Source organism: Actinosynnema pretiosum (assembly GCF_024171695.1).
Taxonomy (GTDB): Bacteria; Actinomycetota; Actinomycetes; order Mycobacteriales; family Pseudonocardiaceae; genus Actinosynnema; species Actinosynnema pretiosum.
Genome location: NZ_JAMTCF010000007.1, coordinates 23,117 through 38,400, shown reverse-complemented (window position 1 = coordinate 38,400; position 15,284 = coordinate 23,117). Strand labels below are relative to the sequence as shown.

General features: G+C 74.2%; 14 protein-coding genes. 3 read left to right on the top strand and 11 right to left on the bottom strand.

The genetic code is table 11. The annotated features are described in order from the left end of the window. Positions 1-319: 319 nt before the first annotated feature. The 8 genes from LV78_RS15555 to LV78_RS15520 form a co-directional block, all read right to left on the bottom strand. Positions 320-1,852 carry a bifunctional uroporphyrinogen-III C-methyltransferase/uroporphyrinogen-III synthase gene (locus tag LV78_RS15555; RefSeq protein WP_015805403.1) on the bottom strand — a complete coding sequence of 511 codons (1,533 nt, stop codon included), beginning with the start codon at positions 1,850-1,852 and terminating at the stop codon, positions 320-322. A 14-nt stretch (positions 1,853-1,866) separates the two neighbouring features. Next, positions 1,867-2,808, bottom strand: a complete 942-nt coding sequence (gene hemC / locus LV78_RS15550; protein ID WP_253845995.1) for a hydroxymethylbilane synthase — start codon at positions 2,806-2,808, stop codon at positions 1,867-1,869. Continuing rightward, the gene (locus tag LV78_RS15545) at positions 2,805-4,121 is read right to left on the bottom strand and encodes a glutamyl-tRNA reductase (protein WP_253845994.1); all 1,317 of its coding nucleotides are present in this window, start codon (positions 4,119-4,121) and stop codon (positions 2,805-2,807) included. Before LV78_RS15545 ends, hemC begins: the two co-directional genes overlap by 4 nt. 46 nt (positions 4,122-4,167) lie before the next feature. After that, positions 4,168-4,938: a redox-sensing transcriptional repressor Rex gene (locus LV78_RS15540; RefSeq protein ID WP_253845993.1), complete on the bottom strand. Its 771-nt coding sequence runs from the start codon at positions 4,936-4,938 to the stop codon at positions 4,168-4,170. A 252-nt stretch (positions 4,939-5,190) separates the two neighbouring features. Beyond that, positions 5,191-5,841, bottom strand: a complete 651-nt coding sequence (locus LV78_RS15535; RefSeq protein WP_253845992.1) for a fasciclin domain-containing protein — start codon at positions 5,839-5,841, stop codon at positions 5,191-5,193. A gap of 82 nt (positions 5,842-5,923) precedes the next feature. Further along, positions 5,924-7,651 carry a molybdopterin-dependent oxidoreductase gene (locus LV78_RS15530; protein ID WP_253845991.1) on the bottom strand — a complete coding sequence of 576 codons (1,728 nt, stop codon included), beginning with the start codon at positions 7,649-7,651 and terminating at the stop codon, positions 5,924-5,926. Between the two features lie 194 nt (positions 7,652-7,845). After that, the gene (locus LV78_RS15525) at positions 7,846-8,082 is read right to left on the bottom strand and encodes a glutaredoxin family protein (RefSeq protein ID WP_253845990.1); all 237 of its coding nucleotides are present in this window, start codon (positions 8,080-8,082) and stop codon (positions 7,846-7,848) included. A 17-nt stretch (positions 8,083-8,099) separates the two neighbouring features. Next, positions 8,100-9,617, bottom strand: coding sequence for an AMP-binding protein (locus LV78_RS15520; protein ID WP_253845989.1), 1,518 nt, complete (start codon positions 9,615-9,617; stop codon positions 8,100-8,102). A gap of 192 nt (positions 9,618-9,809) precedes the next feature. On the opposite strand from LV78_RS15520, the gene LV78_RS15515 reads away from it, so the two are divergent. The 3 genes from LV78_RS15515 to LV78_RS15505 all read left to right on the top strand — a co-directional run bounded on the left by LV78_RS15515 (position 9,810) and on the right by LV78_RS15505 (position 12,737). Continuing rightward, a complete protein-coding gene (locus tag LV78_RS15515; RefSeq protein ID WP_253845988.1) occupies positions 9,810-10,463 on the top strand; it encodes a sigma-70 family RNA polymerase sigma factor in 654 nt (217 codons plus the stop codon). An 86-nt stretch (positions 10,464-10,549) separates the two neighbouring features. Continuing rightward, the gene (locus tag LV78_RS15510) at positions 10,550-11,812 is read left to right on the top strand and encodes a DUF5667 domain-containing protein (RefSeq protein ID WP_253845987.1); all 1,263 of its coding nucleotides are present in this window, start codon (positions 10,550-10,552) and stop codon (positions 11,810-11,812) included. A 40-nt stretch (positions 11,813-11,852) separates the two neighbouring features. Next, positions 11,853-12,737 carry an HAD family hydrolase gene (locus LV78_RS15505; RefSeq protein WP_253845986.1) on the top strand — a complete coding sequence of 295 codons (885 nt, stop codon included), beginning with the start codon at positions 11,853-11,855 and terminating at the stop codon, positions 12,735-12,737. Between the two features lie 149 nt (positions 12,738-12,886). Here the strand turns inward: LV78_RS15505 and LV78_RS15500 are convergent, their stop codons facing one another. From LV78_RS15500 to LV78_RS15490, 3 genes are read right to left on the bottom strand one after another with little or no spacing between them, the layout of a single operon-like run. Then, positions 12,887-13,885 carry a lysophospholipid acyltransferase family protein gene (locus LV78_RS15500; RefSeq protein WP_253845985.1) on the bottom strand — a complete coding sequence of 333 codons (999 nt, stop codon included), beginning with the start codon at positions 13,883-13,885 and terminating at the stop codon, positions 12,887-12,889. Continuing rightward, complete coding sequence (locus LV78_RS15495) at positions 13,867-14,118, bottom strand: hypothetical protein (protein WP_253845984.1); 252 nt, start codon at positions 14,116-14,118, stop codon at positions 13,867-13,869. The genes LV78_RS15500 and LV78_RS15495 overlap by 19 nt, the downstream gene beginning before the upstream one ends. After that, positions 14,115-15,152: an NAD-dependent epimerase/dehydratase family protein gene (locus tag LV78_RS15490; protein ID WP_253845983.1), complete on the bottom strand. Its 1,038-nt coding sequence runs from the start codon at positions 15,150-15,152 to the stop codon at positions 14,115-14,117. The genes LV78_RS15495 and LV78_RS15490 overlap by 4 nt, the downstream gene beginning before the upstream one ends. Positions 15,153-15,284 lie beyond the last annotated feature (132 nt).

Sequence of the window (15,284 nt, the reverse complement as noted above, 5' to 3'; positions counted from 1 at the left end):
ACCCGGATCGATCACCGGGCGTGACGACGCCGGGGCGGTCCGCGCTCGGCGGGAACCGGTGGTCCGGCTCACGTCCAGCGGCGGTCCTGCTCGGCGCGCTCCCCGGCGGGGGCGGCGCTCGACGCGCTCGTCACCGAGCGTCGTCACACCGATTCTGTCCCCGCCCCGCCACCACCGGCGCACCGGGGGTGCCGCGCGCCCCCCGCTCCGGCGGCGAGCCGAACGGGTCACCGCGCACCAGGCACAACGCGCGCGGCCCGCCCCGGAGTTCCGGGACGGGCCGCGCGAGGCTCAGATCACGCCGGTCTCAGCGGGTGGCTCAGGACCTGCGCAGGCGCTTGGTCTTGCGCGGCGGGGGCAGCGCGCCCTCGGCGCGCAGCCTGGCCGCGTGCTGCGCCAGCGCGTCCACCAGCGCCGGGACGTTCGCGTCCTCGGGCTGCACGTCCACGCGCAGGCCGAACTCGCGCGCCGTCTCCGCCGTCTGCGGGCCGATGCAGGCCACCAGCGTGCGGGCGTGCGGCTTGCCCGCGATGCCGACCAGGTTCCGGACCGTGGACGACGAGGTGAAGCACACCGCGTCGAACCCGCCGGACTTGATCATCTCGCGGGTGTCGGCGGGCGGCGGGGCGGCCCGCACGGTGCGGTAGGCCGTCACGTCGTCGATCTCCCAGCCCCGGTCGCGCAGGCCCGCCGCGAGGGTCTCGGTGGCGATGTCGGCGCGCGGCAGCAGCACCCGGTCGACCGGGTCCAGGATGTCGTCGTACGGCGGGAAGTCGGCCAGCAGGCCCTCGGAGGACTGCTCGCCGGACGGCACCAGCTCCGGGATGATGCCGAAGCCGCGCACCTTCGCCGCGGTGGCCTCGCCGACGCAGGCGATCTTCACGCCGGAGAACGCGCGGGCGTCCAGGCCGAACTCGCGGAACTTCTCCCACACCGCGCGCACCGCGTTGGTCGAGGTGAACACGACCCACTGGTAGCGGCCGTCGACCAGGCCCTTGACCGAGCGCTCCATCTGCGCCGGGCTGCGCGGCGGCTCGACGGAGATCGTCGGCACCTCCACGGGGATGGCGCCGTGCGAGTGCAGCCGGTCGCTCATCGCGCCCGCCTGCTCCTTGGTCCTGGGCACCAGCACGCGCCAGCCGTACAGCGCCCGCGACTCCCACCAGGACAGCTTCGGCCGGTTCGCGACCGCGCTGCCGACCGTGACCACCAGCGGGCCGGACAGCTCGCCCGCGTCGGCGGCCAGCGAGGCCAGCGTGGTGTCGACGGTGCGCTGGCTGAAGCCGGTGCCGTCGGCGGTCACCGCGACCGGGGTCTGCGGGGCCAGGCCGTGCTCCACCAGCGAGGACGCCGCCTCGGCCAGGTGGCCGCCGGTCGCGTGCAGCACGAGCGTGCCGGTCGCCGAGGCGAGCCCGGCCCAGTCGACGGCGCCGCGCACGTCGGCCTCGGTGTGCACCGCGCCCAGCGCGACCCCCGCGTACGCGGGGACGGCCGTGCCCGCGGGCACGCCGGGGACCACGTCGAAGGCGATCGTGGTCTTGGAGACGGCGTGCGCCTCCTTGACCACGGAGTCCAGGGTCAGCGGGTCGCCCGCGACCAGCCGGACCACGGCCGCGCCGTTCTTGGCCTCGGCCACCAGGTCCTTCGCCACGTCCGCGGGCTCGCCGACCGCTGGCCGGACCTCGACGCCGTCCGGGACCAAGGCGACCACCTCGGCGGGCACGTCCGGGTCCGTCACGACCAGCTCGGCCTTGCCGAGGAGGTCGCGGGCCCGGACCGTGAGGAGCCCGGTGTCACCTGGGCCGGAGCCCACGAAGGCGACTCGGCCGGGGGTCTTGCGCGCGCGGGTCATCAGGGCACTCCCCATCAACTACGCCCCGCCGACCGCGCTGCGGCGTGGCCGGAGAGGTCGAGCAACTCGGCGGCCAGCGCGCGGCCGAGTTCCTCTGCTGCGGTCAAGTCACCGGTGGCCGACGCGCGGAGGAGGTCGCCGTCCTCCGCCGCCACGACCCCGCGGAGGGAGATGCGGAGGACCACCGCTCCCTCGTCGTCGAGGTCTTCCACCACATCGGCCAGTGCGCCGACCGGCGCGCTGCACCCGGCTTCGAGCGCGGCCAGCATGGCGCGCTCGGCGGTGACAGCGGCCCGACTGGCCGAATCGTCGAGCGTGGAGCGGAGCAAGTGCTCGGTGTCGACGTCGTCGACCCGGCACTCGATCGCCAGTGCGCCCTGCGCGGGCGCGGGGAGCATCTGGATCGGGTCGAGGACCTCGGTGATGTTCTCGACCCGGCCGAGCCGGGAGATCCCGGCGCGGGCGAGCACGACGGCGTCCAGCTCGCCGTCGAAGACGCGGGCCATGCGGCTGTCGATGTTGCCCCGGATGGGCAGGATCTCCAGCCCGAGGCCGAGCGCGGCCAGCTGGGTGGCGCGGCGCGGGGAGCCCGTGCCGACCTTGGAGCCGGGGGGCAGCTCGCCCAGGGTGAGCCCGTCGCGGGCGACCAGCGCGTCGCGCGGGTCCTCCCGCTGCGGGATCGCGGCCAGCGAGAGCCGGGTGTCCGGGGCGGTGGGCAGGTCCTTGTACGAGTGCACGGCGACGTCGACCTCGCCGTGCGCGAGCGCGTCGCGCAGCGCCGAGGTGAAGACCCCGATGCCGATCTCCGCGATGGGCGCGTGCGAGCGGTCACCGGGCGTGGAGACCGTGACGATCTCCACCTGGGCGCCCGCGGCGCGCAGGGCGTCGGCGATGATGCCGGTCTGCGCGAGCGCCAGCGCGCTTCCTCGGGTGCCGATCCTCAGGGTGCGGTTCACCGCATCTCACCTTTGTGTTGCGGGGACTGGGGGGTGCTGATCGAGGCGGGCGCCTGCGGGTCGAGGCCGAACAGCTCGCGCAGCGCCTCGGCGTAGCCCGCGCCGCCCGGCCCCGCGGCCAGCTGCTTGACCCGCACGGTCGGCGTGTGCAGCAGCTTGTCGACCACCCTGCGGACCGTCTTGGCCAGCTCGGCGCGCACCGCGCCGTCCAGCTCGGGCAGCCGGGAGTCGAGCCGCAGCAGCTCGGAGTCGACCACCTCGGCGGCGCGCTTGCGCAGGGCCGTGACGGTGGGCGTGACCTCGGCCGAGCGCTGCCCGGCCAGGTAGGCGCGGACCTCCTCGGCCACGATCTCCGCCGCGCGCTGGGCGTCCTGCCCGGTCGGGGCGTCGGACAGCCTGCGCTGCAGGGTCTCCAGGTCGACCACCCGCACGTTCGCCAGCAGTTCGGCGGCGGGGTCGACGTCCTTGGGGAGGCCGAGGTCGCAGACGACCAGCGGCCGGTCGGGCGCGCGGTCGCCGATGGCCTCGGCGCCGACGGTGAGCTCCACCGAGCCGGTGCAGGCGAACAGCACGTCGGCGGCGGCGACCTGCTCGAACAGGGCGTCCAGGCCCACCGACTCGGCGGGCACGCCCTCGGCGCGCAGGGCCTCGGCGAGGCGGGCGCCGTTGGCGGCGGTGCGGTTGGCGATGGCGACCGAGCCGATGCCCGCGCGGCGCAGGTGCGCCACGGCGAGACCGCCCATGGAGCCCGCGCCGACGATCAGGGCCCGCTTGCCCGCCAGGCCGCCGAGCGCCTGCTCGGCGTCGGCGAGGGCCTCGGACACCACGGACGCGCCCGCGTGGTCGATGCCGGTGTCGCTGTGCACCCGCTTGCCCACGCGCAGCGCCTGCTGGACCAGCTCGTGCAGCGTGCGCCCGACCACGCCCGCCTCGTCGGCTGCGGCGTACGCGGAGCGCAGCTGGCCGAGGATCTGGGCCTCGCCCACGACCATCGAGTCCAGGCCCGCGGCCACGGAGAACAGGTGGTCCACCGCGGCGCCCGCGTAGTGGACGTACAGGTGCTCGAAGAGCTCGGCGGTGTCCACGCCCGACTGGCGGGCGAGCACCTCGACGACCTCGTTCATGCCACCGTGGAAGGTCTCGACGACGGCGTACACCTCGACCCGGTTGCAGGTCGAGAGCAGCACGGCCTCGGAGACGCTGGGGGCGGCGAGCAGCTGGCCGAGGACCTTGGGAAGGTCGGAGACGGCCGCGCGCTCCAGCACGGGCACCGGTGTGGTCCGGTGGGACAGCCCCACGACGAGGAGGCTCATACCGCGACCACGCCCCACGGAGCCGTCCGGCTCACTACCCGCACGCTCACGGGCGAATCACCACCCCGTCCACACCGACTCCGCTGGCTCCGCTGACCACTTCCCCGGCGGCTTCGTCAGCCCGTCGCGCGACGTGGAACGACAGGATCTGCATCTCGACCGCCAGGTCGACCTTGCGCACCTCGACGTTGTCCGGGACCTGGAGGACGACGGGTGCGAAGTTCAGGATGCACTGCACTCCGGCGGATACCAAACGGTCGCAGACGGCCTGGGCCGCCTGGGGCGGGGTCGCGATGACCCCGATGGACACCTCCCGCTCGGCGCAGACCGAGGTGAGGTCGTCGATGTGGCTGACCGGGATTCCCCCTACCGGGACACCGGTCAGGTCGGGGTCCATGTCGAACAGCGCGGCCACCGGGAAGCCCCTGCTGGGGAAGCCGCCGTAGTTGGCCAGCGCGTGACCAAGATTACCGATTCCCACCACCGCGACGCTGTGCTTGCGGGTGAGCCCGAGGATGCGCTCGATGTGGCTCACGAGGACCTCGACGTCGTAGCCGACGCCGCGCGTGCCGTACGAGCCGACGTAGGACAGGTCCTTGCGGAGCTTCGCCGAGTTGACCCCGGCTGCCCCGGAGAGCTCCTCGCTGGAGATGGTCGTCACGCCCTGATCGGCCATGCCGGAGAGCACCCTCAGGTACACCGCGAGCCGGGCGACCGCCGCTTCGGGGATCGCGCGGGCCCGCTCCCGGACCTCGGCCTCCGCAGGGGCCTTCGGGGTGGTCGCGCTCGCGTCACCCTCGCCCCGCTGAGCCGCCACGCTGGTACTCCTCAGACGTCCGCCACCAAGAGCCGCCGGGCACCTCCACCAGCGGTGTGATGCGACCACCGTACAGCTTGTGAACGCACGCACAAAGTCGGCGGAACCGCCCCGTCACACCGGGTGAAGTCGACGAACACGTCGGAGCCCCCCGGACAGCGCTCCCGGAGGTCGCCCCCGGAGCCACCCCCGGAAGGCGGCGAGCCGCGGGCCCGTCCCCGGTCCCCGCGGCTCGCCTGCGCTGCCCCCCGATCAGGCGGCGGGCGCGGTCAGCACGGTGTCGATCACGAACACGGTGGCGTTCTTGGTCGGGATGTTCCCGCACAGGACCTTCGCGTCGTTGACCATCATCGACTCGCCGGAGCCGGTGATCTTGAGCTCCTCCCCGGTCAGCGCCTTGACGGTGCCCGCGGCCTCCAGGCCCTCGGCGTCGTAGCGCTTGCCGACCACGTGGTACTGCAGGACCTTGGCCAGCTCCTCCGGCTTGGCCGCGAGCTCCTGGAACTTGGCCTCGCCGAGGGCCTCGAACGCCGGGTCGGCGGGCGCGAACACGGTGATCGCGGTCTGCGCGTTGAGCGTGTCGACCAGGTTCGCCGCCTTCACGGCGGTGACCAGCTTGGTGAGCAGCGGGTTGTTGCTGGCGGCGGTGGCCACCGGGTCGGTGACCATGCCCTCCAGGGAGCCCTTGTTGGACGGGTCCTGCGGGACGCTGGCGCAGCCGGGGCCGAAGACGTCGGTGGTCTTCGTGGCGCCGTCCGCGCTGCTCATCTGGGTCATCGGCGCGGACGACGAGGCGGCGGGCGCGCTGCTCGTCGACGCGGTGTCCCCGCTGCCTCCGCAGGCGGTGAGGGCCAGGGACGCGACCAGCGCGGTTCCGACGAGGGCGAGCTTGCTGTTCCGCACGGCGGATCACTCCTCAGTGAGTTCAACCATCAGTGGATTCCACTGATTCGTTCGACTCGTATCGCCCTGAGGTTCAGTTCTTTCACCCGACCGTGAAGAAAATCGAGTGCCAGCCGGTCGCCCCGTCCGGGATCGGGGGCACCCGCTCCTGCGGCTGGGTCCGGCCGTCCCGGTCGGTGGCGCGCACCTCGACGGTGTGGCCGCCGGGCGGCAGGTCCAGCTCGGCCCGCCACATCCGCCAGGTCGAGGCGTTCACCTCGGCGGCCAGCCGCGCGGTCTGCCACGGGCCGCCGTCGGCGCGCACCTCGACCTTGCCGACGCCCACCGGCTGGGCCCAGGCGACGCCGGTCACCACGGCCTTGCCGGTGACCGTGGACAGGCCCTTGGGGCTGTCGATCCGGGACATGACCTTGATCGGCCCGAACTGGCCCCAGCCGCGCTCGCGCCAGTAGCAGGTGCGCTCGGCGAACGTGGTGAGCAGCAGGTCGACGACCCACTTGGTGGCTGAGATGTACCCGTAGAGGCCGGGCACGACCAGCCGGGCCGGGAAGCCGTGCTCGACCGGCAGCGGCTCGCCGTTCATGGCCAGCGCGATCAGGGCGCCCCGGTCGGGCTCCATGACGACGTCGACCGGCGTGCCCGCCGTCCAGCCGTCCGCGCTGGTGGAGAACAGCTGGTCGGCTCCGGGGCGGACGCCCGCCTCGAGCAGCACGTCGCGCAGCGGGACGCCGACGAAGGTCGCGGTGGAGGCGTAGGGGCCGCCGACCTCGTTGGAGACGCAGGTGAGGGTGGTGACCTGCTCGACGAGGTCGCGGCTGCGCAGGTCCTCGTAGCTGAGGGTGAGCTCGCGGTCGACCAGGCCGTGGACCTTGAGCGACCAGTCCTCGGCGCGGACCTTGGGCACGGTCAGGGCGGTGTCGACGCGGTAGAAGTCGGCGTTCGGGGTGAGGAAGGTCGGGGTGCCCTCGGCGGCGAAGTCGACGCCGTCCGGGAGGGCGGGGGCGCGGACGGCGGGTTCGAGGCTGCCGACGGCGGTGCGGGAGCCCTCGACGTCGGTCCGGCTGCCGATGAGCTGGCCGGAGGCCCCGGCGACGACGGCCGCGCCCGCGACGGTGAGGAACGCGCGGCGGTCGGGGGCGACGGGCTTCTCGGCGGAGGCGGGGGTGGGGGCTGCGGGGGTGGGACCGGGGGCGGCCGGGGCTCCCCCGCGCGGGTCGGGACCGATCGGGTCGTCCTCGGCCGGGACACCACCGGTTCGGGCGCGTCCGTCCGGGTCGGCGTCGGCGGCGTCGGGGGCGCCGTCTGGGGCGCGGTCGGCGGTGGTGGCCTTCGGGGCGGGTCGGGTCGGGGCGCGGCCTGGCGGCTGAGCGCCGCCAGGAGCCGTCGGGGCGCTCACCCGGCCGTGCAGCCAGCGGAACGCGCCCACGCCCGCCACCAGGCTCGCCAGCGGGGCGAGGACGGCCAGCCTGCCGAGGTCCGGCCGGTACAGCACGGCCGCGATGCCGATCAGGCCCAGCGCGCCCGCCAGCACCGTGCCGGGCAGCGGGGAGCGGCGGGACAGCAGGCCGGCCAGCACGGCGAGCAGCGCGATCACCACCGCCATGCCGAGCAGCAGCACGGGCTTGTCGGCGGTGCCGAAGGTGCGGACGGCGAAGTCCTTCACCGGGGTCGGCGTGAAGTCGATCGCGGTGTTGCCGACCGCCAGGTACGGCGAGGCGGACAGCCCCACGAACCCTGCGGCCAGGTGCCCCGCCGCCAGCGCGGCGGCCACCGAGAGCAGCCCGAGCAGTGCGGCCTTCCAGCGAGTCATGCCGGACATTCGACACCGGCTCCGGCCCGGTTCGCGCGGTGGCGGCTTACCACCCCTGGGTGGTTTTTCCCGCTCAGCGCACCCGAGCGGCCTACGCGCGCGCACGGGTGGGCGCGACGCGAGTGGCCCCGGTCCCGGTCAGGGCAGCGCGGTCAGGCGGGCGCGGTCAGGCGGGCACGGTCAGGCCAGTGCGGTCAGGCCAGCGCGGCGCGCAGCCGGTCCTCCTCGACCTCCCAGTACCCGTGCTCCTCGCCGTCGACCAGGATCACCGGCACCCGGTCGCCGTACTCGGCGCGCAGCTCCCGGTCCGAGTCGACGTCGACGACGTCCCACGGCACGCCCAGCTCGCCGCAGATCCGGTCCAAATCCGCCCTGGCCTGCTCGCACGAGTGGCAGTCGACGCGGGTGACGAGGGTGACGTGGTGGCTCACGGCCCCCATCCTCCCCCTCAGATCAGCGGCGGCCGGAGCAGGGCCCGCGCGACCTTGCCGGTCGGCGAGTGCGGCAGCGCCGAGGTGAACTCCACCGAGGTCGGGACCTTGAACTTCGCCAGCCGGTCCGCGCAGTGCTCGCGCACCCGCGCCTCGTCCAGCTCGACCCCGTCCGCCAGCGCCAGCACGACCTTGACCGCCTCGCCGGTCCGCTCGTCCGGCACGCCCACCGCCGCCGCCTCGACCACGCCGGGCAGCTCGCGCAGCACCGCCTCGATCTCGTGCGGGTAGACGTTGAACCCGTTGACGATGATCAGGTCGCCCGCCCGGTCGACCAGGTGCAGGTCCCCGTCGGAGTCCAGGTAGCCGACGTCGCCGGTGCGGAACCAGCCGTCCTCGGCCGGGCCGTGCGCGCCGTCCGGCCAGTAGCCGCTGAACAGGTTCGCGCCGCGCACCGACACCAGCCCGGTGCCCGGCTCGTCCTCCTCCAGGTCGAGCGGGGAGCCGTCGCTGTCGACCAGGCGCAGCTCGACGCCGGGCAGCGGGCTGCCCACCGAACCCGGCTTCGCCGTGCCCGTGACCAGCGAGGACGTCAGCACGGGACCGGTCTCGGTGAGGCCGTAGCCCTCGTGCACGACCAGGCCCGTCGCGGCGCGCATCCCGGTCAGCACCTCGGGCGGCAGCGGGGCCGCGCCGGAGGTGAACAGGCGCACGGTGGCCAGGTCGCGGCGCAAGCGCTCGACCGGCTGGGCCAGCAGCGCCCGGTACATCGGCGGCACGCCGACCAGCGCGGTCACCCGGTGCTCGCGGATCGCGGTGAGCGCGGCGTCCGGGTCGAACCGCTCGACCAGCACGGCGGTGGCACCCGCGCCCGCGACCTGGAGCAGGCCGGGGCCGAGCCCGTAGACGTGGAACAGCGGCAGCGCGAGCAGCACCCGGTCCCCCGCCGTGACCGGGGCGGGGCGCAGCTCGGCGCACTGGTCGACGTTCGCCAGCAGCGCCCGGTGCGACAGCATCGCGCCGCGCGGCACGCCCGAGGTGCCGGAGGTGTAGCCGATCACGGCGACGTCCTCGCCGCCCCGGACCGCGTCGACCGGGTCGACCGAGCCCGCCGCCACGTCCAGCGCGGGCGCGGGCAGCACGGTGACCTCCGGGTTCAGAGGCTCGCCCGCGTCGGCGTCTTCGGCTAGGTCTGCGAGGTCGCCCACCAGCAGCCGGGCCCCGCTGTCGGCGAGCAGCCGGTCCAGCTCGCGGCGCGGCTGACCCGCGCCCAGCAGCACCAGGACGCCGCCCGCGCGCAGCGCGCCGAACACCGCCGCGCAGAACGCCGGGCCGGACGGCAGCCGCACCGCGACCCGGTCGCCCGGCCGCAGCCCCTCGGCCACGAGCCTTCGGGCCTCCGCGTCCACCGCCGCGTCCAGCCGACCCCAGTCCAGGACCTCCGACGTGGTGACGTCGACCACGGCCGGGTGGCCCGGTCCCCTGCGCGCCGACTCGCGCACCAGGTCTGCGACGTTGCGGGCGGGAGCGACCAAGGCAGCCTCCTCGTCGGGGACCCTGCGGGACCTGGTCGCAGTCTGGCACGGTCGGGGCCGCGCACGTAGTGCCCTCGGGTGACCCCGCTCGCGGAACGCGCGCACCGGTCCCTACTGTCACCGAATCCCTGATACAGAGGTGGGGAAACGTATGCTGCGGGAGCGTCGACTCCGTGGAGGTGCCGCGAGCCGATGACCGCGAGGACGCGCGAGAACAGCGCGAGACCCCGCCGTGGTCTCCGCTCCCTGTGGGGCGGGGGCAGGCGGTCGAGCACGGGCGAGGACGTGGACGGCGAGGCGCCAGACGAGCCGTGGGCCCTGGTGCGCGCCGCCCAGGGCGGCGACAAGGAGGCGTTCGGCGCCCTGTACGACCGGTACGTCGACGTGGTGTACCGCTACGTCCTGTTCCGGATCGGGGACCGGACGCTGGCCGAGGACGTCACCAGCGAGACGTTCCTGCGGGCGCTGCGGAGCATCGGGTCGATCAGCTACCAGGGCCGGGACGTGGGCGCGTGGTTCGTGACGATCGCCAGGAACATCGTGTTCGACCACGTGAAGTCCAGCCGGTACCGGTTGGAGATCACCACGGCCGAGCTGGCGGACAACCGCGAGGCGGCGGACGGGCCGGAGCAGGAGGTGCTGGCGCTGGCGACGAGCGAGGAGCTGCTCCGCTGCGTCCGCCAACTGGGGGATGACCAGCGCGAGTGCATTACCCTGCGCTTCATCCAGGGCTTGTCCGTGGCCGAGACCGCGGCGAAGATGGGGCGCAACGAGGGTGCCGTCAAGGCCCTGCAGCACCGCGCGGTGCGCCGGTTGGCCCAACTGCTGCCACAGTGGTTGCGGTGAGCGGCGCCGGACCGCTCGGTCGCGCGTAACCCCGGAACATCCCGGTTCGTTACTTCGGTGCAGGCACGCTGGTCGGACGGTGCGGGATGGTGGGTAGAGGAATCACGCCGCTGGGGCGTCACGGGGACGACGAGGAGTTCGCCCGCGCTGTCGAGGCGCTGCCGGAGGGCAAGGCGGACCCGGACTTCGCGCGTGAGCTGGCCGTCGTCGAGGTGCTCAGGCGGGCGGCCGAGCAGGGCGGTCCGGACTCGGACACCAGGGCTCGGATGCGCGCGCGGGTGCTGGACGGGATGGCCGCCTCGATCGCCGACACGGCGATCCTGGAGCCGGTGGGTGGCGCTGACGGCGCTGATGGCACGGATGGCTCTGACGGCACGGGCTCGCGCGTCGACGCGGGCTCCGGCGCGGGCCGGGGTGGCGTCACCGACCTCGGGGAGCGGCGAAGACGCGGCGGCGCGCGCGGGCGGTTCCTGGTCGCCTCGGCGGCGGCGCTGTGCCTGCTGCTGTCGCTGGCGGGGATGTCGGTCCTGCTGAGCAAGGACGCGCTGCCCGGCGACGCGCTGTACGGGGTCAAGCGGACCGCCGAGGAGGCCCAGCTCGGGCTCACGTTCGCCGAGGACGGCAAGGGCTTCAAGCGGCTGGAGTTCGCCGCGTCCCGGCTGTCCGAGGTGGAGACGCTGGCCGGGCGGGGCCGGGACACCGGCGGCGGACCGGTCGCCGGGTACCTGACCGCGTTCTCCGACTTCGACGCGGACGCGTCGGCGGGCGCGCGGGCGCTGGTCGCGCACGGCACGGCGGTCGACCGGGGCGCGCTCGGCTCGCTGTACGAGTGGGCAGCCGCCCAGTCGCACAAGCTGGACTCGGTGCGCCACGAGCTGCCCGCCGACGCGGACGCACGCGCGGGCGGGTCGATGGAGCTGCTGGGCCGCATCGGGCTGCGCGTGGTCGGCCTGCTGGCCCGCGCCGAGTGCGCGGTGGTGACCTCGGGCACGTCCGACGACCTCGGACCGCTCCCCGCCGAGGAGCGGTGCGAGCCGGTCGGCCAGGAACCGGGCCCGACGTCGGCGGTCCCGTCCACGACCTCGTCCGCGCCCGTGCCCGGCACCGGTCAGGTGAGCCCCGGCACGACCGGCGCGCCGAGGCCCGACGTGGTCCCCACCACCGGTGCGGGGCGGCCGACGGTGGTGACCACCACGCCCAAGGCGGGCCAGCCGCAGACCGAGCAGCCCGGAGTGCAGCTGCCGCTGCCGCAGCTCACGGACCTGCTGCCCACCCTCCCGCTGCCGTCGCTGCAACTGCCGCTGCCGCTGGAGCTGCCGGGGCTGTCCGGCATCCTCCCCACCGGCTGATCGCTACTCTTGTCGCATCGAACCCCTGGGAGGCGCTGGAGTGGTGTCGAAGCGTGTGGTGCAGGGCTCGGCCGAGCGCGAGAGGCTCGCCGAACTGGCGGGCGAGGCGTCGGCGGCGGCTGCACTCGCCGACGCACCGGGTCAGGCGGCGTCGGACTTGACGGCAGCCGCCTTCTTCGACGTGGACAACACGATGATGATGGGCGCGTCGATCTTCCACTTCGCGCGCGGGCTCGCGGCCAGGAAGTACTTCAGGAACTCGGACCTGGTGGGCTTCGCCTGGCAGCAGCTGAAGTTCCGGGTGGGCGGCCGGGAGAACCCGCAGAGCGTGAAGGAGTCGCGCGAGCAGGCCCTGTCGTTCGTGGCGGGGCGCAGCGTCGCGGAGATCATCAGCCTCGGCGAGGAGATCTACGACGAGCTGATGGCGGACAAGATCTGGGCGGGCACGCAGGCGCTCGCGCAGATGCACCTGGACGCCGGTCAGCGCGTGTGGCTCGTGACGGCGACGCCGGTCGAGCTGGCGACGATCATCGCCAGGCGGCTCGGGCTCACCGGGGCGCTGGGCACGGTCGGCGAGAACGTGGACGGGATCTACACGGGCAGGCTCGTGGGCGACCTGCTGCACGGCAAGGCGAAGGCGCACGCGGTGCGCGCGCTGGCCGCGCAGGAGGGCCTGGACCTGCGCCGGTGCACGGCGTACTCGGACTCGGTGAACGACGTGCCGATGCTGTCGGTGGTCGGCACGGCGGTCGCGGTGAACCCGGACTCGGGCCTGCGCGAGACGGCGCGCAAGCGCGGCTGGGAGACGCGGGACTTCCGCACGGCCCGCAAGGCGGCCCGGATCGGGGTGCCCTCGGTGCTGGGGCTGGGCGCGGTGGCCGGGCTGGTCGCGGCGGGTGTGGCGTGGCGGCGCGGGCGGTGGTGAGCACGCTGCGGTGAGATCGCGGCGGTGAGTTGGCTGTGGTGAGTTGGCTGCGATGAGATCGCTGCGGTGAGTTGGCTGCGGTGAGTTGGCTGCGGTGAGTTGGCTGAGCGCGCCGGGCTTCCCGAGAGGGGAGGCCCGGCGCGCTGGTTTCAGCCCAGGAAGATGTTCCGCCGCTGCGCGAGCAGGCGGTACAGGGTCTGCTGGATGGTCTCCCGCACCTGGTCGGTCAGGTTGAACACCAGCATCGGGTCGTCCGCCGCCGCCGGGCCGTGCTCGGCCGTGCTGATCGGCTCGCCGAACTCGATGTGCCACTTCGTCGGCAGCGGCACGACGCCCAGGGGGCCCAGCCACGGGAAGAACGGGGTCACCGGGAAGTAGGGGAAGCCGAACAGCCTGGCCAGCGGCTTCAGGTCGCCGATCTTCGGGTAGATCTCCTCGGCGCCCACGATCGAGCAGGGGATGATCGGCACGCCGGTGCGCAGCGCCGCCGAGACGAACCCGCCCCGGCCGAACCGCTGCAGCTTGTAGCGGTCGCGGTAGGGCTTGCCGATGCCCTTGAAGCCCTCCGGCCACACGCCGACGACCTCGTCGGACTTCAGCAGCCGCTCCGCGTCCGGGTGGCAGGCCAGGGTCTGGCCGGACTTGCGCGCCACCGCGCCCAGCACCGGCGTCTTGAACACCAGGTCGGCGCCGAGCATCCGCAGGTAGCGGCCCGCCGGGTGCTCCGCGCGCACCGCGTAGGCGGTCATCATCGCGTCGAGCGGCATGGTGCCCGAGTGGTTGGCGACGATCAGCGCGCCGCCCTCGCTCGGGATGTTGTGGACTCCGCTGGTCTCGACCCGGAACCACTTCTCGTACAGCGGTCGGAACACCGGGAGGAGCAGGTTGTCGGTGAGGTCGGGGTCGAAGCCGAACTCGTCCACCTCGTACTCGCCCTGGACCCGCCTGCGCGCGAACGCCAGCAGCTCGGCCAGCCGCTTCTCCCAGTCGGCGGGCTCGGGGGCGGCGTCCTGCGCCGTCACCCGCTCGGCGTCGGCTGCCAGCTCGCGCGCGGCGCCGTCGAACGGGTCGTCCGGTCGCCGAGGCGCTCCCCGCTCGCGGGAGGCGCGACCACCGCCGCGCAGGGGGATCACCCGTGCCTCGGCCACCCGGCTCCTCCTCCGCTCGCCACCGCCTGCGTCGTTCGCGCCAGCGCTGTCCGCACCAGCGCCGTCTGACCCCGCGTCGTCCCCGCCCGCACCGAACCGCTCCGCCCGCACCCGACCCGCTCGATCCTCGTCCACCCGGCGACGCCCCGCCGGTCCACGACCCGTCCGGGACCGCTCAGCGGCCCCGCCACCACCCGGTCCGACGACCGGCCCAGCACCGGCCCGGCGCTCACCGGAACCGCGCCGCGACGTCCAGGACGCCGCGCTCCACCCCGGCCACCAGCTCCGGGTCGATCACCGGCCGCATCCCGCGACCGCTCACGTAGTCGTCGAACGCCTGCTGCGTCGTCCACCGGGGTGTGAACCCGAACTCCTCCTTCAACAGGGTCGTGTCCACCACCCGCCCCCAGTTCAGGAACCGCATCTGGTCCGCGGAGAAGTCCACCAGCCGCGCGCCCCGGAACAACCGGCCCGCCAGCGGCACCGCGGGGCTCGGCACCGGCAGGTTGAGCCGCCCGGCCCGCCGGATGGCCTGCGACAGCAGCAGCACCCCGTCCCCGCCCGCGTTGTACACGCCGGGCAGGTCGCGCACCGTCGCCCGCTCCATGACCGCCAGCGCGTCCTCGGAGTGCAGCACCTGCACGCGGGCGTCGTACCCGAGCACGGTCGGCACGACCGGCAGGGCGAAGTACCTGGTCAGGACGGTGTCGATGCGCGGGCCGATGAAGTTGGTGAAGCGCAGCATCGTCACGACCACGTCGGGCCTGCGCCTGCTGAACCCCCGCACGTACCCCTCGACCTCGACCGCGTCCTTGCTGTAGCCGCTGGTCGGCAGGTCCTTCGGGGCCATGTCCTCGGTGAACACGGCGGGGTCGCGCGAGCTGGACCCGTACACCGCGCTGGTCGACTTCACCACGAGCTTGCGCACGTGCGGCGACTTCTGGCACGCGGCCAGCAGCTGCATCGTGCCGATGACGTTCATCTCCTTGAGCACCGTGCGCCTGGCGGGACCCGGCGGGTTCGCCGTGACCGAGGCGTGCACGACCGTGTCCACGGCGGCGGAGGAGATGACCTTGGCGATGAGCGGGTTGCGGATGTCGGCGCGGACGAACTCGGCGCGGCCCATGCGGCGCAGCACGTCGCGCGGCGGCGGCTCGGTGTCCACGGCCAGCACCCGCTCGACGCTCGGGTCGGCGGCGAAGCGCGCGGCGAGGTGGCCGCCGAGGAAGCGGCTGCAACCGGTGACGAGCACGACCTTGGGCGCCATTCGACTCCTGTGCCGGGGTGCCTGCGACGGTGGGAAGACGCTTCGGATGCTACGCGCGTGCGGTCGGCCGCGACCGCCGCGCGGCGGGCCGGGGGCGCTGGTCGCGCCCGGCGGTGGACCGGGTGGCGGCGG